This window comes from Serratia sp. CY55921 (assembly GCF_052167655.1).
GTDB lineage: Bacteria > Pseudomonadota > Gammaproteobacteria > Enterobacterales > Enterobacteriaceae > Serratia > Serratia ureilytica.
In genome coordinates this window covers 214764-232301 of the sequence record NZ_JBJNMU010000003.1, presented here as the reverse complement: position 1 = coordinate 232301, position 17538 = coordinate 214764, and the positions used below count along the sequence as shown (strand labels likewise).

At 60.2% G+C, this 17538-nt stretch carries 21 protein-coding genes and 1 other RNA gene; 5 read left to right on the top strand and 17 right to left on the bottom strand.

The genetic code is table 11. The features are described 5' to 3' along the window. Nucleotides 1–6 precede the first annotated feature (6 nt). Both elbB and mtgA read left to right on the top strand, forming a co-directional pair. On the top strand, nucleotides 7–660 hold the full coding sequence (elbB, locus tag ACJ8M3_RS17595) for an isoprenoid biosynthesis glyoxalase ElbB (RefSeq protein ID WP_089197491.1): 654 nt from the start codon (nucleotides 7–9) through the stop codon (nucleotides 658–660). After that, the gene (mtgA, locus tag ACJ8M3_RS17590; protein ID WP_060660211.1) at nucleotides 657–1388 is read left to right on the top strand and encodes a monofunctional biosynthetic peptidoglycan transglycosylase; all 732 of its coding nucleotides are present in this window, start codon (nucleotides 657–659) and stop codon (nucleotides 1386–1388) included. The genes elbB and mtgA overlap by 4 nt, the downstream gene beginning before the upstream one ends. Nucleotides 1389–1445: 57 nt before the next feature. Here mtgA and ACJ8M3_RS17585 read toward each other — a convergent pair whose 3' ends face one another. From ACJ8M3_RS17585 to ACJ8M3_RS17565, 5 genes are all read right to left on the bottom strand, one after another. Continuing rightward, entirely contained in the window at nucleotides 1446–3008 is a 1563-nt protein-coding gene (locus ACJ8M3_RS17585) for a S10 family peptidase (protein ID WP_071845110.1), read from the bottom strand. Nucleotides 3009–3124: 116 nt separating this feature from the next. Beyond that, the gene (gene dolP, locus ACJ8M3_RS17580; RefSeq protein ID WP_004937101.1) at nucleotides 3125–3700 is read right to left on the bottom strand and encodes a division/outer membrane stress-associated lipid-binding lipoprotein; all 576 of its coding nucleotides are present in this window, start codon (nucleotides 3698–3700) and stop codon (nucleotides 3125–3127) included. Between the two features lie 9 nt (nucleotides 3701–3709). After that, nucleotides 3710–4300 carry a DnaA initiator-associating protein DiaA gene (gene diaA, locus ACJ8M3_RS17575; RefSeq protein ID WP_004937103.1) on the bottom strand — a complete coding sequence of 197 codons (591 nt, stop codon included), beginning with the start codon at nucleotides 4298–4300 and terminating at the stop codon, nucleotides 3710–3712. Nucleotides 4301–4350: 50 nt separating this feature from the next. Next, complete coding sequence (locus tag ACJ8M3_RS17570) at nucleotides 4351–4704, bottom strand: YraN family protein (protein WP_089192279.1); 354 nt, start codon at nucleotides 4702–4704, stop codon at nucleotides 4351–4353. Then, entirely contained in the window at nucleotides 4701–6740 is a 2040-nt protein-coding gene (locus tag ACJ8M3_RS17565; RefSeq protein ID WP_060660213.1) for a penicillin-binding protein activator, read from the bottom strand. Before ACJ8M3_RS17565 ends, ACJ8M3_RS17570 begins: the two co-directional genes overlap by 4 nt. A 62-nt stretch (nucleotides 6741–6802) precedes the next feature. Between ACJ8M3_RS17565 and rsmI the strand changes: the two genes are divergently transcribed. Together rsmI and rnpB are read left to right on the top strand one after the other, a co-directional pair. Beyond that, nucleotides 6803–7666, top strand: coding sequence for a 16S rRNA (cytidine(1402)-2'-O)-methyltransferase (rsmI, locus tag ACJ8M3_RS17560; RefSeq protein ID WP_004937108.1), 864 nt, complete (start codon nucleotides 6803–6805; stop codon nucleotides 7664–7666). Between the two features lie 41 nt (nucleotides 7667–7707). Continuing rightward, nucleotides 7708–8085: RNase P RNA component class A (gene rnpB / locus ACJ8M3_RS17555), an RNA gene on the top strand. 57 nt (nucleotides 8086–8142) lie between these two features. Here rnpB and ACJ8M3_RS17550 read toward each other — a convergent pair. Beyond that, on the bottom strand, nucleotides 8143–8844 hold the full coding sequence (locus tag ACJ8M3_RS17550) for a pirin family protein (protein ID WP_033651261.1): 702 nt from the start codon (nucleotides 8842–8844) through the stop codon (nucleotides 8143–8145). Between the two features lie 107 nt (nucleotides 8845–8951). Here ACJ8M3_RS17550 and ACJ8M3_RS17545 point away from each other — a divergent pair, with 107 nt between their 5' ends. Beyond that, on the top strand, nucleotides 8952–9848 hold the full coding sequence (locus ACJ8M3_RS17545) for a LysR family transcriptional regulator (RefSeq protein ID WP_025304355.1): 897 nt from the start codon (nucleotides 8952–8954) through the stop codon (nucleotides 9846–9848). Between the two features lie 51 nt (nucleotides 9849–9899). Here the strand turns inward: ACJ8M3_RS17545 and ACJ8M3_RS17540 are convergent, their stop codons facing one another. The 11 genes from ACJ8M3_RS17540 to ACJ8M3_RS17490 all read right to left on the bottom strand — a co-directional run bounded on the left by ACJ8M3_RS17540 (nucleotide 9900) and on the right by ACJ8M3_RS17490 (nucleotide 17433). After that, nucleotides 9900–10886 (bottom strand): glutathione S-transferase family protein, encoded by a 987-nt coding sequence (locus ACJ8M3_RS17540; RefSeq protein ID WP_033651262.1) that lies wholly within the window; start codon nucleotides 10884–10886, stop codon nucleotides 9900–9902. A gap of 71 nt (nucleotides 10887–10957) precedes the next feature. Then, complete coding sequence (locus tag ACJ8M3_RS17535) at nucleotides 10958–11353, bottom strand: DoxX family protein (protein ID WP_033644519.1); 396 nt, start codon at nucleotides 11351–11353, stop codon at nucleotides 10958–10960. A 295-nt stretch (nucleotides 11354–11648) separates the two neighbouring features. Beyond that, nucleotides 11649–11936 (bottom strand): YqjK-like family protein, encoded by a 288-nt coding sequence (locus ACJ8M3_RS17530; protein WP_089197490.1) that lies wholly within the window; start codon nucleotides 11934–11936, stop codon nucleotides 11649–11651. Continuing rightward, nucleotides 11933–12334 carry a phage holin family protein gene (locus ACJ8M3_RS17525; RefSeq protein ID WP_015379160.1) on the bottom strand — a complete coding sequence of 134 codons (402 nt, stop codon included), beginning with the start codon at nucleotides 12332–12334 and terminating at the stop codon, nucleotides 11933–11935. The genes ACJ8M3_RS17530 and ACJ8M3_RS17525 overlap by 4 nt, the downstream gene beginning before the upstream one ends. A gap of 2 nt (nucleotides 12335–12336) precedes the next feature. Continuing rightward, a complete protein-coding gene (locus ACJ8M3_RS17520; protein ID WP_004937125.1) occupies nucleotides 12337–12642 on the bottom strand; it encodes a DUF883 family protein in 306 nt (101 codons plus the stop codon). Nucleotides 12643–12806: 164 nt separating this feature from the next. Beyond that, complete coding sequence (locus ACJ8M3_RS17515; RefSeq protein WP_033644521.1) at nucleotides 12807–13178, bottom strand: DUF1090 domain-containing protein; 372 nt, start codon at nucleotides 13176–13178, stop codon at nucleotides 12807–12809. A 240-nt stretch (nucleotides 13179–13418) separates the two neighbouring features. Next, nucleotides 13419–13793 carry an EnvZ/OmpR regulon moderator MzrA gene (mzrA, locus tag ACJ8M3_RS17510; protein WP_071845111.1) on the bottom strand — a complete coding sequence of 125 codons (375 nt, stop codon included), beginning with the start codon at nucleotides 13791–13793 and terminating at the stop codon, nucleotides 13419–13421. Continuing rightward, a complete protein-coding gene (locus ACJ8M3_RS17505) occupies nucleotides 13790–14470 on the bottom strand; it encodes a DedA family protein (RefSeq protein WP_033644523.1) in 681 nt (226 codons plus the stop codon). The genes mzrA and ACJ8M3_RS17505 overlap by 4 nt, the downstream gene beginning before the upstream one ends. A gap of 136 nt (nucleotides 14471–14606) precedes the next feature. After that, entirely contained in the window at nucleotides 14607–15053 is a 447-nt protein-coding gene (locus tag ACJ8M3_RS17500) for a hypothetical protein (protein WP_033644524.1), read from the bottom strand. 186 nt (nucleotides 15054–15239) lie between these two features. After that, nucleotides 15240–16016, bottom strand: a complete 777-nt coding sequence (gene exuR, locus ACJ8M3_RS17495; RefSeq protein WP_033636102.1) for a transcriptional regulator ExuR — start codon at nucleotides 16014–16016, stop codon at nucleotides 15240–15242. 118 nt (nucleotides 16017–16134) lie between these two features. Continuing rightward, nucleotides 16135–17433 carry an MFS transporter gene (locus ACJ8M3_RS17490; protein WP_025304349.1) on the bottom strand — a complete coding sequence of 433 codons (1299 nt, stop codon included), beginning with the start codon at nucleotides 17431–17433 and terminating at the stop codon, nucleotides 16135–16137. Nucleotides 17434–17538 lie beyond the last annotated feature (105 nt).

Here is a 17538-nt window from a genome sequence, read left to right as displayed (position 1 = left end):
AGAGTGATGAAAAAGGTGGGTGTAGTCCTCAGCGGCAGCGGCGTTTATGACGGTACGGAGATCCACGAAGCGGTGCTGACGCTGCTGGCGCTGGACCGTGCCGGCGCGCAGGCGGTGTGTTTTGCGCCTGATAAACCGCAACGCCATGTTATTAATCACTTATCTGGTGAGGAGATGGCGGAATCGCGCAACGTCCTGATTGAATCGGCGCGCATTGCCCGCGGCGCAGTGCAGCCGTTGGCGCTGGCCGAGGCCGCGCAGCTGGATGCGCTGATTGTGCCCGGCGGCTTTGGCGCCGCCAAGAATCTCAGCAATTTCGCCGAGGCCGGCGCGGAATGTTGGGTCGATGAAACGTTGGCGCGTCTGACGCGCGAGATGCATAAGGCCAACAAACCAATTGGCCTGATGTGCATCGCACCGGCGCTGTTGCCGAAGCTGCTCGATCAACAAGCGCGGCTGACCATTGGCAACGATCCCGACCTGGGAGAAGTGATTGACGCCATGGGCGGCGAGCCGGTGATTTGCCCGGTGGACGACATCGTGGTGGACAGCGAGCACAAGATCGTGACCACGCCGGCCTATATGCTGGCACCGTCGATCGCGCAGGCGGCCGTCGGCATCGATAAACTGGTGGCGCGGGTGCTGGAACTGGCTGAATGAGCAAATCGGTCGGCGGATGGCGGCGGCTGCGTCCGTGGTATTGGCTGAAACGCGGCGTCATCGCGATTATCGGCCTGTGGGTGTTGGGCATTGTGGCCTTCGCCTTCCTGCCGGTGCCGTTTTCCGCCGTGATGGTGGAGCGGCAGATCAGCGCCTGGCTGAGCGGCGACTTCGGCTACGTCGCTCATTCGGACTGGGTGTCGATGGACGACATTTCGCCGCAGATGGTGCTGGCGGTGATGGCGGCGGAAGATCAGAAGTTTCCAGACCATTGGGGCTTCGATGTGGCGGCCATTGAAAAGGCGCTCAGCCACAACGAGAAGCGCCCGACGCGCATCCGCGGCGCGTCCACGCTGTCGCAGCAGACCGCCAAGAACCTGTTTCTGTGGGATGGCCGCAGCTGGCTGCGCAAAGGGTTGGAGGCTGGGCTGACGTCGGGCATCGAGCTGGTGTGGACCAAGCGACGCATTCTGACGGTGTATCTGAACATCGTGGAGTTCGGCGACGGGGTGTTCGGCGTGGAAGAGGCTTCACAGCGCTTTTTCCATAAGCCGGCCAAGCGCCTGACCGCGGCCGAAGCGGCGCTGCTGGCGGCGGTATTGCCGAATCCGCACCGCTTCAGGGCCGAGGCGCCTTCCGGCTATGTGGTGCAGCGTCAACAGTGGATCATGCGCCAAATGCGGCAGCTGGGCGGGGAAACGTTTTTACGCGAGAACAAGCTGGATTAAGCGGGCGATACCCTGCTTTCGGGCAAGGTATCCCTCTCTTCGGTGGCTAATGCCGCATCAGGGCTTTTCGCTGATAAATGCAGTTAAATCCGCGTGCATCTTTTTAAGCGATAGTTCATCCACGTACGGCATATGCCCGGTGTCATACCAATAGAAACGGATATTGTCGCGTAATTTGGGCGACACGGGCAGATGGCTCATCTCATATTTGGCGACGAAGTAAGGGGTGGCCAGGTCGTAAACCCCGCCAATCACCATCACTCTCATTGTCGGAGTCATTTTCATCACTCGCGACAGGTTCGGCAACACGTTAAATGATCTGTCCCGGCTGTTGCTGGACATGTTCCAGTCATAGACCTCATTGGAAAATGCGCGATAGTTTTGGTCGGCGCTAAAATGCAGCGTTTTGCCAAGATAATCGTGGAATTGCGCGACGTAGGCGGAAGTAATTGCACTGACGTTGGGATCGTAGTTGGACGTTTCAGCGATATTATCCAGCGACGGCCCACGATAGCGGGTATCGATTCTGCCAATGGTCTCGTCTTGGCTGCGCAACAGTTGCTTGGCGAAGACCGGTCCACTCAGGCGCAAATTGGCCTTGAGCCAATAATCGGCCGGAATGCCGGTAAATTGGTAAAGCTGCTCGGCGAGCGTTTGGCGATCTTTTTCAGGCAGATTGGTACCTTGCAGCAAGGCTGGGGCATAAGTCCCCAGCGCAAACTGCTCGGCCTGGTCTAACAGGGTTTTCAGGCTCTGGTGTTTGCCCGGCAGCCGCTGGTGGTACCATGCGCTGGCTGCGTAGGTTGGGAGCGCCAGATAGTAAGGTTGATCGACGCCAGGGTTTTGATTGGGATCGTCGACGTTATTGTCGTAGTTCAGAAACTGCGACATCAGGATAATACCGTTAAGATCGATATTCTGATTTTTTAGCGTCTCGGCCAATACCACCGAGCGGGTAGTGCCGTAGCTTTCACCCAATAAATATTTAGGTGAGTTCCAGCGTTGGTAATGCGTTAAAAACTGAACGATAAATTGAGAAAAAGCCTGAGCATCGCCGTTGACGCCATAGACGTTGCTGGCACTCTGTGCTTTTTGCTGCGCTCTCTCCGGCTGGCTGGCGGCACTGCTGGAAAAGCGGCTGTAACCCGTTCCGGGGGCATCGATAAACACCAGATCGCTGACGTTGAGCAGACTGTATTGGTTATCGGTGAGTTGGTAAGGCGCCAGCTGTGTTTTCTCTGGCTGAGTAGCGATAACCCGTTTAGGCCCCAGCGCCCCCATATGCAGCCACAGCGAGGCGGAGCCCGGCCCGCCGTTGTAGATAAAGGTAATCGGCCTGCTCTCGTTCTTATTCTCATTCTTTTTGAAATACGCAACATAGAACATGCCGGTCACGGGATCTTCCGGATCATCTCTGCTCAATTCCAGCACCCCGGTTTGCGCCTGATAATTGATTTTTACCTGGTCGACCGTGATCGCGCCTTCAGTAGCAACGGTTTGATTGACCATCGGAGCCGGGGCATGTTCGGCGCGGGGCGCCTCCTGTGTGGGATTGGCGGCGGAAACTCCGGCGGTGAATAAAGAAACGGCAGTGAGAAAACCGATTAAAATTCTGTCCATTTGAATTTTATCCGTAATGAAGTGAGAGATTACTTTAAACGCGGCTCATTAAACCAGGGTAAAACAGGGGGAGGCGTACAGAAAAGCGGCAAGGGGAAGGCCCCTTGCCTGAAGGATCATTTCACATAGGTAAAGGCGGTGGTGACGTGCTTCACGCCGCTGACCTGGCTGGCGATCTGCGCCGCAGACTGCCCTTCCTGCTGCGTGACCAGGCCCAGCAAGAACACTTCGCCATTTTCGGTAGTCACTTTCACGTTGGACGACTTCACCGTATCGCTGGTGAGCAGCTGCGAACGCACCTTGGTGGTGATCCAGGTGTCGGAGGACGCGGTGCTCAGGCTGACCGGCGTGCCCTGACGGATTTCGTTATACACTTCGGTCGTGCCTTCCACGCCCATGGCGATCTGCTTGGCGCGCGCGGTGAGATCGGCGTTAGGCGACTGGCCGGTCAACAGCACCTTGCCCTGATAAGCGGTGGCGACTACCCGGGCATCTTTCTTCAACTGCTGGTCTTTGCTCAGGGCGCTTTCGACCCTGGCTTCCAGCGTGCCGTCATCCACCTGGGTCCCGACGCTGCGCGGGTCGGTGGCGGTTTTGGTCGCGACGGCCGCACTGCCGACGACGACGCCGGCGATACAGCCTTGCAACAGCAGGGCGCTGGACAGCACTGCAAATGTGGCTTTTAGCTTCATCTCAGTTCCTTAATCGTCCTGGTGGGGGAATAACGTATTGTCTATCAGGTCGCACAGGCAGTTTACGGTCAGCATATGCATTTCCTGAATGCGCGAACTGCGGTGCGACGGGATGCGGATCTCGACATCCTGTTGGCCGAGCAACCCGGCCAGCTCGCCGCCGTCGTAGCCGGTGAGCGCGACGATGGTCATATCGCGGGTCACGGCCGCTTCGACCGCTTTCACAATATCACGGCTGTTGCCGCGGGTGGAAATCGCCAGCAGCACGTCGCCGGTGTGCCCGAGCGCGCGCACCTGCTTGGCGTACACTTCGTCGTGCAGGCGATCGTTGCTGATCGCGGTCAGCACCACGTTGTCGGCGTTGAGGGCGATGGCCGGCAGGCTGGGGCGCTCGGTTTCAAAACGGTTGATCATGCTGGCGGCGAAGTGCTGTGCGTTGGCCGCCGAGGTGCCGTTGCCGCAGCACAGGATTTTGTTGCCGTTGAGTAAGGATTGAACCAGCGTCATCGCAGCGCGGGAAATGGCGTCAGGCAACGCTTCCGCCGCCGCGATCTGGGTTTGGATGCTTTCGGTAAAACAGACTTTAATTCTATCCAGCACGTTGTATTAATCCACTAAGTCAAAGGGCCGGTCTGCGCCGCAAACCCCAATTAATCCGCATTGAAGGCGTTGGGTATCCATTCTAACTGGCTACCGGTAATGGCCAAAACATCAAAACGGCAAGATGATGTGTCAAAACTGGCGCCGCGCCCCGCCAGCCAGACGGCGGCGGCGTGCAGCAACCGCTGTTGTTTGCGAGAGGTAACGCTGGCGGCCGCGCCGCCGAAGGCGTCGTTGCGGCGGTAGCGCACTTCGACGAACACCCAGGTGGCGCCGTCGCGCATGATGAGGTCGAGCTCACCGCCGCGCACCGCGACGTTGGCGGCGCAGAAGGTGAGCCCGGCGCGTTCCAGATGGCGGCGGGCCAGTAACTCATAGCCCGCCCCGGCGGCGCGTGGGTTCAAGAGACCGGCACGACCGTACCCTGACGATATTGCAGCCAAGGCAGCTTGCGGTTGATCACGCAGTTCGGCGACGCGCTCAGCGTGCCGGTGGTGCCGGAAACCTGGAAGCCCGGCAGCTGGCGCATTTCAGCAAAGTGGTTGGCCAATGTCCAGGCATCCATCCCCATCGCATACAGGCGCACCAGCGAGTAATCGTTGCGGAAACGCGCGCTGGCCTGCTGCAACAACTGAGGGTTTGAGCCCGCCAGCAGAGGAATATCGCTGAACTGCAGACCTTCCATTTCCAGACGGAAGTCCGGGCCGGCGCCGGCCTGGTAGCTGCGCGAGCTGGCGTACATCGCCGGTTTGCCGCGCGAGCTGGTGGCCATGTCGATCATCGGTTTGATCAGCGTCAGTTGGGACTGGGTAGCGACGATATACACCGCGTCGACGCTGCCGCCGGTAGCGGCGGGCACGTCGCTCGGCGGCGCCGGAATGGTCAGCCCGGCGATGGTTACGCTCTGCGGCGCCGGGGCGCTCGACATCGGCGTGCCGGTCATGCGGATGCCGCCGCTGTTCACCATCTGGCGCAGTTCACCGGCGGAGCCGATGTCCTGACGCAGCACGGTTTGCCCGCCTTGCTTCTGCCATTCCTGGTTAAAGGCCTTGGCGACGCGATCGCCGAAGGCGCCGCGCGGCACCAGCAGCAGCGGTTGACGTTTCTGTTGTTCCCAGATGTGGCGGGCGGCGTCGCGCGCTTCATCTTCCGGCGACAGGGCGAAGTAACAGATGTTCAGGTTGTCTTTCGGCGTTTCGGGCTGGTTGAGCGCCAGCACGTTCAGCGTGGTGGTGCTGGCGGACAACTGATCGACGTTCTCTTTCAGCAGCGGCCCGACCACCAGAGTGGCGCCATCCTGCTGCGCCTGGCTCAGCAAGGCGGCCAGCGGCTGGCTGGTGGTGTCGTACACTTTGACCTGCGCATTAGCGGCCTGCAGCGGCGTTATCGGCGCGCTGGACGGCGCAGCGGGTTGCGCGGCGGTCACGGCCGGCTGGCTCTCTTGCGCCGAAGGGCTGACCGCGCCGTTGGCGTTGATGTCACCGGCAGCGGCCTGATCGGCCGGCGCCGTTTGGGCCGGCGCGCCGGCCGGTTGCGCGGCTTGAGGCTGCGGCGCCGGCATGGAACCGCCGTTTTTCGCCGCTTCGAACCCTTGCTGGATGGCGTCGGCGAACACTTTCGCCTGGCCGTTCAACGGCAGCAGCAGGGCGATTTTCGAGGTGGAGGCCTGGGTGAAGTTCAGCACCTGATTCAGGCGAGCCGGCAGCGTTTTGGCCGCCGGGTTCTTCGGATAACGGTTCTGCCAGTCTTTGATGCCGGCCTTCAGCAGATCGGGATCCTGCTTGTTGTCCTGATAGACACGCAGCAGATCCAGCCAGCCTTGCAGCACGTTCTCGTCGGCGTTGATCACCAGGCTGTTCATCTCCTGCGGCGTCAGCTGCAGCAGGGCCTGCCAGGTTTGATCCAGATTGTCCTGGTGCGCCTTGCCGGTCAGCAACGGCTCCTGAGCGATATAGGCGCGGATCAGCGGCAGCGATGCTTTGCCCTGGTTGGCGGCGATCTGCGCCTGGTAGTAGCGCACCTTTTGATTCGGCGACAGCGCACCGCTGTCCAGGTGGCCCAGCGTGCTGCGGGCGCTGACGTAGCTCTTGTTGGCGATCTGCAGTTCGGCGGTCAGCAACTGGCGTTCGGTCTGCTGTGCGCCGCTGAGGTTTTTCGGCAGCTGATTCAACTGGTCGCCGGCCTGCGGCAGTTTTCCTTCACGCAGCAAGGCGCGAATAGCAAGTAATTGCCAGTCAGCCTTGTTATCATCGCTGCTTTGCTGCAACTGCTGCAGGTAGTAATCGGAGCTGGCGCTCGCTTCGTCCTGTATATTGGCGGGCGGCGTTTGCGGGGCCCGACTCGGACAGCCTGCCAGGAAAAGGGCGGCCGCGATGACTGCGGTAAGTCGGACAGGCTTGGAACGCCCTGCTTTGGTACGAACGAATGTTGAGGAAAGCATACTGTATCCAGTGATGTTTTTTTCAAGATGCTCAATATTAAATCGGCAACCCGGATGAAACAATGAATCAACACCAACAATCAGTCATTTCTGCATCAACGCTGTATGTGGTGCCCACCCCAATCGGCAATCTGGGCGATATTACCCACCGCGCGTTAGAGGTACTGAAAAGCGTTGATCTGATCGCGGCGGAAGACACGCGCCATACCGGATTGCTGCTGCAACACTTCGCGATCAACGCGCGTCTGTTCGCGCTGCACGATCACAACGAACAGCAAAAGGCCGATCAGCTGCTGGCGAAACTGCAGGAAGGCCAGAGCATCGCGCTGGTTTCCGACGCCGGCACGCCGCTGATCAACGATCCCGGCTATCACCTGGTGCGCCGCTGCCGCGAGGCCGGCATTCGCGTGGTGCCGCTGCCGGGCGCCTGCGCCGCCACTACCGCGCTGTGCGCTGCGGGCGTCGCTTCCGACCGTTTCTGCTACGAAGGTTTTCTGCCGGCGAAAACCAAGGGGCGCAAGGATACGCTGATGGCGCTGGCGGAGGAACCGCGCACGCTGATTTTCTACGAATCCACTCACCGCCTGTTGGAAAGTCTGCAGGACATGGTCACCGTTTGGGGCCCGCAGCGTTATGTCGTGCTGGCGCGTGAGCTGACCAAAACCTGGGAATCCATCCACGGCGCGCCGGTGGGTGAGCTGCTGGCGTGGGTGCAGGAAGATGAAGTGCGCCGCCGCGGCGAAATGGTGCTGATCGTCGAAGGCCACAAGGCGCAGGAGGATGCGCTGCCGCTTGAGGCGCTGCGCACGCTGGCGCTGCTGCAAAAAGAGTTGCCGTTGAAAAAGGCGGCGGCGCTGGCGGCGGAAATCCACGGCGTGAAGAAAAATGCGCTGTATAAGCACGCGCTGGAGCAACAACAGCCGTAAAGCGGTTGACCTGCCGCCGCCGCGACGCTACTATCCGCGCCGGAGTTGACCAGACAGTCGCCGCTTCATTGCCGTCCTCTTCGGGGAGACAGATGGAGGGGAGGAAAGTCCGGGCTCCATAGGGCAGGGTGCCAGGTAACGCCTGGGAGGCGCAAGCCTACGACTAGTGCAACAGAGAGCAAACCGCCGATGGCCCGCGCAAGCGGGATCAGGTAAGGGTGAAAGGGTGCGGTAAGAGCGCACCGCGCGGCTGGCAACAGTTCGTGGCACGGTAAACTCCACCCGGAGCAAGGCCAAATAGGGGTTCACATGGTACGGCCCGTACTGAACCCGGGTAGGCTGCTTGAGCCAGTGAGCGATTGCTGGCCTAGAGGAATGACTGTCCACGACAGAACCCGGCTTACCGGTCAACTCCCTCGACAAAAGAAAACCCCGCGCAACGTCAGTTGCGCGGGGTTTTTCGTTTTCCGGCCGGCTTACACCGGCAGATCAATCAGCAGCGCGCGCAGCGGCGTCTCGGCGCGGATCGTCAGGCGATTCTCCTCGCGCACGAAGGCGCCGTCGCCGCAGGTCAGGCGTTGTTCCTCGTGGCGCTCGCCGGTGGCGGCGATGGTGCCGTGTATCGACTGCAGATAAGCGCGCGGCCCGTTAATCGTCAGCGTTTGTTCTTCGCCCGGCTGCAGATCGAGATGATGGATCCAGACCTGTTGACGCAGCTGCAGGCTGCCCTGCGCGCCGTCCGGCGAAGCCAACAGCAGGCTGCCCGCCGCCGGCAGCGCCAGGCGCTGCACCCGTTCGTTGCTGCGTTCCGGGCAGGCGTCCAGCCACAGCTGCAGGCGGGTGAGCGGCGTATCACTGCTGACGTTCTGCTCGCTGTAGCTCAGGCCCGGGTGGGTGGCCAACAGCAACGCTTCGCCGGCTTTAACGCGCGTGGTGTTGCCGTCGCTGTCGCGGTATTCCGCCTCGCCCTGCAGGATCAGGTTCAGGATATCCACGTTGGGATAGGTGCGCGGCTGGAACGACGCGCCCGGCGCCAGCACCTCCTGATTCAGTACCCGCAGCGACGCGTAGCCCATCAGTTTGGGATCGAAGTAGTGACCAAAGGAAAAGGTGTAGCGAGCCTGCAGCCAACCAAAGTCAGCTTGCCCGCATTGTTGTGCTGTTCTGCATGTAATCATGGCAATCGGCTCTCTAAATTCATTATCCAAATGGTAAGCATCTGGACGTCGGATTGTTAGCCAGTTAATCTGGTCGGCATATTCAAATTTCCTGACAGAGGGATGCGATGGCCAGAGATCGGGCGCTCACGCTTGAGGCACTAAGGGTGATGGATGCAATCGACCGGCGCGGCAGCTTCGCCGCGGCCGCCGACGAATTGGGCCGGGTGCCGTCGGCACTCAGCTACACCATGCAAAAATTGGAAGAAGAATTGGACGTGGTGCTGTTCGACCGTTCGGGCCACCGCACCAAGTTCACCAACGTGGGGCGCATGTTGCTGGAACGCGGTCGGGTGCTGCTGGAGGCGGCCGATAAGCTGACCACCGACGCCGAAGCGTTGGCGCGCGGTTGGGAAACTCACCTGACTATCGTCAGTGAAGCGCTGTCGCCGCCGAGCCTGCTGTTCCCGCTGGTTGACAAGCTGGCGCTGAAGGCCAACACCCAGGTGTCCATTTTCACCGAGGTGCTGGCGGGCGCCTGGGAGCGGCTGGAGCAGGGGCGCGCCGACATCGTGATCGCGCCGGACATGCATTTCCGCGCGTCGTCGGAGATCAACACCCGCAAACTGTATAAGGTGATGAGCGTTTATGTCGCCGCGCCGGATCACCCGATCCACCTGGAGCCGGAGCCGCTTTCCGAAGTGACCCGCGTGAAGTACCGCGGCATTGCGGTGGCCGACACCGCCCGTGAGCGCCCGGTATTGACCGTACAGCTGCTGGACAAGCAACAGCGCCTGACGGTGAGCACCATTGAAGACAAACGTCTGGCGCTGCTGGCCGGGTTGGGGGTGGCGACCATGCCGTATCCGATGGTGGAGAAAGATATCGAAGCCGGGCGGCTGCGCGTGGTCGGGCCGGAATACAGCCGCGAAGCCGACATCATCATGGCCTGGCGGCGTGACAGTATGGGGGAGGCGAAAGCCTGGTTCCTGCGTGAGATTCCGCGCCTGTTCGCGCAGCGTTAACGTCGGTTGGATGAGATCCCCTTGCCGGGCGGCAAGGGGATTTTTTTCGCCTTAACCGAAGCGCTGGTCGCGGCCGTGTGGCTCGTCCAGATCCTGCGCCGGCCCGATGGAAATGATGCCGTGCGGGTTGATGGTGGCGTGGCTGCGATAGTAGTGGTTGCGAATGTGCGGCAGGCTGACCGTCTCGGCGATGCCCGGCATCTGGTAGATGTCGCGCAGGAAGCCGTACAGATTGAGGTAGTCGCTGATGCGGTGTTTGTCGCACTTGAAGTGGGTGACGTACACCGGATCGAAACGCACCAGCGTGGTCCACAGACGCAGGTCGGCTTCGGTCAGCCGATCGCCGGTCAGGTAACGATGCTGCCCCAGGATCTGCTCCAGGCGTTCCAGCGCGTTGAATACCCCGTTGACCGCTTCGTCATAGGCTTCCTGGCTGGTGGCAAAACCGGCCTTGTACACGCCGTTGTTCACTTGATCGTAAATCCAACCGTTAAGCTCATCGATCTTGCCGCGCAGCGCGGTCGGGTAGTAGTCGCCTGCCCGAGCGCCGACGCCGTCAAACGCGCTGTTGAACATGCGGATGATGTCGGCGGACTCGTTGCTGACGATGGTTTGCCGCTGTTTATCCCACAGCACCGGTACGGTCACGCGCCCGCTGTAGTGCGGATCGGCCCGCAGGTAGATCTGGTACAGGAAGTCGGCGTGATACAGCGGATCGCCGGTGGTTTCAGGAAAATCCTGGCCGAAGGTCCAGCCGTTTTCCAGCATCAGCGGGTGCACCACCGAGACCGGAATGATCTGCTCCAGCCCTTTCAGTTTGCGCATCAGCAGCGTGCGATGCGCCCAGGGGCAGGCGAGAGAAACATAAAGGTGATAACGGCCCGCTTCGGCCTGGAAGCCGCCCACGCCGTGTTCGCCCGGCTGACCGTCGGCGGTCACCCAATTGCGAAACTGAGCGGTTGAACGTTTGAAACGGCCGCCGGTAGATTTGGTGTCATACCAGATGTCTTGCCAAACGCCATCGACGAGTTGTCCCATGGGAATCTCCTTGGTGTCCGAGTTAAAAAACGACAAGGCCCGGCATGCCGGGCCCTGAATGACAGTTTAGATTACCATTTCTTGTTCAGAAGACGGTCGATGCTGAAGCCGCCCGGGCCTGCGACCGCCAACACGATGAAGCCGCCGGCGATGGTCAGGTTTTTCATGAACATCAGCTGGTTTACTTCGTTCGCAAAATCAGTGTGGAACAGCAGCGCGGTCAGGATGGTGAAACCGGCGGTGAACAGCGCCACGGTGCGGGTCAGGAAACCGAACAGGATCGCCAGACCGCCGCCAAATTCCAGCAGGATGGTCAGCGGCAGCAAGAAGCCAGGCACGCCCATCGATTGCATGTACTGTTGGGTACCGGCGTAGGCGTCACCCATTTTGCCGTAGCCTGCCACGATAAACAGGATTGGCATCAGAATACGAGCAACCAACAAACCTGTATCTTCTAATTTTTTCATCATCTACTCCAAAGTGTTTTTGTATGCCTGTTCGGCGGAAGCCATGTCAACGAGCGGTATATCAGGACATTCGCCCTGTCCGGCTCGTATCGTATTGATGGAGTGAATGTTAAGCGGGAAGTGCTCAGGTTGTTAGCAAGTAAAACTGTCGTAATTTTTCAAAAAATCTGAATCTTTAGCGTGCTAATAAAATGCCGCCGATCAGCAGGTTGCCCGGCCCCGGGGTTGGACGCGTTGTATCAAGGGAGAAAATGCGGGCAGAGCAACAGGAGGTTTGAAGGAAAGACCAAGCGGCTTACTTGGCGGAAAACGTCTTTTTAAACAGACGGATAGCGCTCCAGGCGCTGAAAGCGCGACGCGACCAGCGGATCATCTTGCTGGGATGGCGGATGCCGTACAGCGCCATGACGCTGGAACCGAGCACCAGATAGCGGCGCAGGCCAAACACCGTTTGCCAGCCGCGGTCGATGCGTTCGGTCTTTTCCAGCCACAGGGACTTGTTTTCGGCCAGATCCAGACGCTGTTGCTGGATCTGCCGAATCAGCCTCTCTTTTTTCCATTCCAGATAGCGGCGGCGGCTCATGGCTCTCGCTCCAGTTCGGCGCGATCGAGCTCCAGTTGCTTGCGCGTGGCGCCCAGCAGCGTGGTGCGACGGGCCTTGACCAGCGTCCAGATGGTGCCGACCACGGCCAGGAACAGCAGCACGCCGGTTGTTGCGCCCAGCGCCACCAGCCGGTAGACCGGATCGATGGCCCAGAAGATCAGGATCAGCAGGCTCATCAAACCGAAGGCGGTGAACAGCAGCGTCATGCCGGCCATGATCAGCAGCTGAATGAGGTTGGCTTTCTCCTCTTCCAGCTCGACTACCGCCAGCCGGACACGGGTTTCCACCATGCCGACCAGGATCGTGATGATGCGCTGACCGATATCCAGGACCCCTTTAGCGGGGCCCTGTGCGCGCACTTGCGGTTGTTCAGCCATGATTAACGACGCGCGAGCAGCACGCCCAACACCACGCCGACCGCCGCGCCGATACCGATGCCGGTCCACGGGTTGTCGCGCACATAGTCGTCGGCCTGGCCGGCGATCTGTTTGGTTTGCGAAGCCAGCTTGTCACCGGCGTCGCTCAGGCGAGCGCGAGTCTCTTTCAGCGCGCCTTCCGCCTTCGATCGCAGCTTCTCCAGCTCGGCTTTCGGCTTGTCGGTGGAGGAGTTCAGCACTTCCTCCAGCGTATCGGCTAAGGACTTCAGTTCAGCGCGTAAGTTTTCTGCATTTGAATCATGTGCCATGTGATTATTCCTTAACGTTTATTTCGACAGACTTTTAACATAGCGGATTTTTTCGCCGGAGCAAAGGGGTGATGACCAGCAGATAACACCAGACATCAATTCCATATGCTTAAGAAATCCCGTGTGATGGGGCTCTCATCGATAAATCCGCTGGTGTAAAAAAATTATTCCGCCTGGGCGCGTTTCAATTCAGCCTGCGCTTCGGCCAGCTTTTGCTGCTTCTTGGCGACCTTGTCCAGCTTGCCGGTTTGTTGCGCTTCTTTCAGCTCTTCCCGGCGCTCGTCCACCTTGCGCTGTTTCTCTGCGATATTTTTCTGGCGTTCGGCCTGCAGGCCGGCTTCGGTGCAGTGGGTCTGCACTTCGCTCAGCGCTTTTTTCAGCCCATCCACGCGGTGGGTGTTGCCGTGCTGAGTCGCGTAGTCGATTTGCTGCTGGATATTTTGCGCTTTGGCGGCGCAGCCGCCCTCAGCGGCCGAGGACAGCGTCGGCAGCGCGCAGAGTGGCAGCAGCAGTAACAGTGAGTGGCGAAATTTCATTTCTCAGTTCCTTTTCATGGGATGCCTGAACAGGCATCCGCTTTCCTGACTGCCGGAGGCGGCAGCGCGAGAGGAGGGCGTTCATCGCCGGCTGAAGTTATCCTTCAGCATAGCCATGAAACCGGCGCGCCCCCAAAGAATCAGCCGAAATTCGGCGCGACTGATTGTTTTTTGAGCTAAATGATGCGAATGAAAATGAAGATAACGGCAATGAAAGGAATCCCCTTCATTTGAAGGGGATTATCCCAGATTGAGGGGGGAGCGCGCAAATTCGCGCACCCAGTGCGTTGGCACGGGAGATTCGCTCAGCGCGATGTGGTAACCGGGAGGCAGGATGGTTTGCAGCGCTTCGCGCGCCAGCAACTGCTGCTCCGGCGAATCCAGACGAATAACCAAGCCATCGCCTTCCGGCGTGATGCTTTTGATGCGGATACCGCGCTCATCCAGGCGCTGGTAGACATAAAAACCGTCGGGCAGCGACAGCCCTTGCTGGCTGGCGCGAATGCGCAGCTCGCTCTCGGTGCGCACCATGCAGGGCACCAACAGCGTCGCCAGCGCCAGCAGGGCGAGCGCGATCATCAGGACGTATTGCCAGCGCGGGCGCTTTGCTGTCACGCCCCTTTCCCCGGGTTCTGGCCGCTGGCGCGTTTCTTGCGCCACAGCACGATCAGCGAGCCGACCAAGCCGACCACCAGTAACACCAGCGGCAACATCATCAGGCAGAACATCAGCTGATCTTCATACTTGCGGAATACCGGGGTTTTTCCGAGGGCGAAGCCCAGCGTCGTCAGGATCAAGACCCACAGCAGGCCGCTCATCCAGTTGAAGAACTGGAAGCGTGCGTTGCTCAGGCCGGACAGGCCGGCGATGGTTGGCAGCAGGGTGCGCACGAAGGCCAGGAAGCGGCCGACCAACAGGGCGGAAAGGCCGTGGCGGTGGAACAGGTTATGCGCACGCTGATGGTAATGGGCCGGCAGATGCGAAAGCCAGCCTTGCACCGTTCGCGTATTGCCGAGCCATCGGCCCTGTATGTAACTGACCCAGCACCCCAGGCTGGCGGCGACGGTCAGGATAACGATGGTCAATGGGAAGCCCATGGTGCCTTTGGCGATCAGCACGCCGACCAGGATCAGCAGGCTGTCGCCCGGCAGAAAAGCGGCCGGCAGCAGGCCGTTTTCCAAAAACAGGATCATGAACAGCAGGATGTAGAGGGTCCACACCAACGAAGGGTTCGCCAGCGTCTCAAAATCCTGCTGCCATAAGGCATGTATCAGTTCTTTAATGATGTCCATCCGGTGTTCCTAAAACGTCATTGTTTATTTTTATCTCAGCGGCGGAGCGGGCGTGGGCTGAAAGCGCGCGGCGATCCTGAATGCTGATAACGATGAAACGGCGTTGCTTTAAGGTTTCTAAGCGGTGCGACACCGGTCATAGGTGGTAAGTCAGCGTGCCACGGTACTGCATGTTGCTTTCTTTCCAGCCGGCCTGCCGACTTTGTTGCCTGGAGGCGTCCAGCATCCAGTCGACCTGGGCAAGCCGGTTGGGGGCCGGGGTGTCCTGGCGGGGGAAACGAATTCGGTAGCCCGGCTCTGCGGCCAGGGTATAGACCGGCGCCGGCAGGGAGGACGCGAGCAGCGAACCGGGGAAAGAGTACGCTCTGGGCAGCAGCAGCGGCAACTTGCCGGGCGCTTTGCGGCGCGCTTCGGCTGGTGCCCGATACACATGATCATAGGGGGAAAGCGCCGGCTCCGCCAGCAGCGGCAGGCTGCTCAGCGCGCTGGGGGTGGGCTTGGATGACGCCACGCATAGCTGTTGGCCGGAGACCGAACCGGTCCAGCAGAAAAGAGCAATCAGCATGGCAAACAACCAGCGCATTTATTCGCGTCCCGCCCCCGCAGCAATGGGTAAAAAAGTGGGCTAACTCTACCAAAATAGCACGATTGGCAACAGGGAAATCTACGTTGCCGACGGTGAAATAGTACACGGCAAACGGCGGTTCCGGCATCGATTCAGCGGATTTTACATTACCTGACATAAGCCGACGGTTTTTGACCGCCGTGGCTATTTCGGCTCGTGGCTCACGCCGTCCAGATGCACCACCGGGTTCTCGGCGAACAGATAGCGGTCGGCGTTGTATTCGAAGTCGTCGCTGGTGGCGTTGAACAGCATCTGCTTGGTGTTCTCCAGGTGCTGCCACATGGCCAGTTTGGCGGCGTAAGGATCTTTGCGCATCAGCGCCTTGAGGATCTGATCGTGATCGTCGCACCAGCTGGCGATCGAGCGTTCGTCGATATGCTCGTGCAGTTTCTTCCAGTAAGGGTTGTTGACCCGCTGCACCCACATTTTTTCCACGATGGTGGCCATGGCGGTGTTCTGGGTGGCCAGCGCCACCTGCACGTGGAACTTCAGATCCCACTGCGAGTCGCGGAAACGGTCTTCTTTGCGGGCGTGCTCCTGGATCTCCATCAGTTGCACGATATCCTGCTTGGTCACCTGGGTGGCGGCGAATTCGGCGATGTTGCTTTCTATCAGCTGGCGCGCCTGCAGCAGCTCAAACGGGCCGGCGGTGGCGAACTCGATGCTGTCGCCCGGCACCACCAGGTGCTTTTGCTGGTTGGACACCACGTGGATCCCGGATCCCTTGCGCACGTCCACATAGCCTTCCACTTCCAGCATGATGATCGCCTCGCGCACCACGGTGCGGCTGACATTCATCTCTTCGGCGATGTATCGCTCGGCCGGCAGCTTGTCGCCTACCGGGTAACGGCCGCTTTCGATGCGTTGCTTCAGCTCGGCGGCCAGTTGCTGATACAGGCGTCTGGTTTCAGTGAATTCCATAGTGAATGCTCTATACGGTGCGGTGGGAAGGGGCGCGTGGCCATCGGATTTGTTATACCACTTATTCGGCACCGCTGCCAGAGGAGCAAGGGGCCCGGCGCAGCGGCCGGGCGGGGGATCAGCTGCGCGCCGGGGTGGGCTGCAGCGCGGCCGGCTGCGGTTCGGCGGCCGGGCGGTTTTGCAGCACCGTCCAGATGACGATGGCGCCGAGAATGTCGAAGACTGACAGCGCGGCGAACAGCGGGCTGAAGCCGAGGGTGTCTGCCAGGGCGCCGACCACCAGGGCGAACAGCGTGCTGGCGGTCCAGGCCGCCATGCCGGTCAGCCCGTTGGCGGTCGCCACCTCATTGCGGCCGAACACGTCGGAAGAGAGGGTGATCAACGCGCCGGACAGCGCCTGATGGGCGAAGCCGCCGACGCACAGCAGCGCGATAGCCGCGTAAGGGCTGGTGAACAGGCCGATCATGCCGGGGCCGATCATCAACACCGCACCCATCGTCACCACCAGCTTGCGCGAGACGATCAGGTTGACCTTGAAATACTTCTGGAACAGCGGCGGCAGATAACCGCCGACGATGCAGCCGAGATCGGCGAACAGCATCGGCATCCAGGCGAACATGGCGATCTCTTTCAGGTTAAAACCGTAGGCCTTGAACATGAACAGCGGGATCCAGGCGTTGAAGGTGCCCCACGCCGGCTCCGCCAGAAAGCGCGGCAGCGCGATGCCCCAGAACTGGCGGTTGCGCACGATCTGCCAGGCGGACATCTTTTTGGCGTTAGAGGTCTGGTGCTGCGCTTCCTGGCCTTCGAGGATGTAACGGCGTTCTTCCTGGCTCAGTTTCTTCTGATCTTTCGGGTGTTTGTAGAACAGCAGCCAGCAGATGGCCCAGATCAGGCTCAGCACGCCGGTGATGATGAACGCCATCTCCCAGCTGTGCGCGACGATGGCCCATACCACCAGCGGCGGGGCGATCATGCCGCCGATCGACGAGCCCACGTTGAAATAGCCGACGGCGATCGAACGCTCTTTGGCCGGAAACCATTCGCTGCTGGCCTTCAGCCCGGCGGGGATCATCGCCGCTTCCGCCATGCCGACCGCGCCGCGCGCCAACGCCAGCCCGCCCCAACTGTTGGCCAACGCGGTGCCCATGCAGAACAGCGCCCACAGAATGGCGAACATGGCGTAACCGACCTTGGTGCCCAGCACGTCCAGCACGTAGCCCGCCACCGGTTGCATCACGGTGTAGCACGCGGAGTAGGCGGCGACGATATAGGAATACTGTTGGGTGGTGATGTGCAGCGTATCTTCCAGCGTCGGCGCCGCCACGGCGATGGCGTTGCGGGTCAGATAACCCAGCACGGTGCCGATGGTCACCAGTCCGATCATGTACCAGCGTAACCCTTTAATTTTACGCATCCGAAGTGTCTCCCCGTTTGAAGGTGTGGCCGTCGATGCGGCTGGCGAGACAATAACCTGTCATACAGGTTTAAAAGTTGAGTGATATCACAAAAGGAATTATTC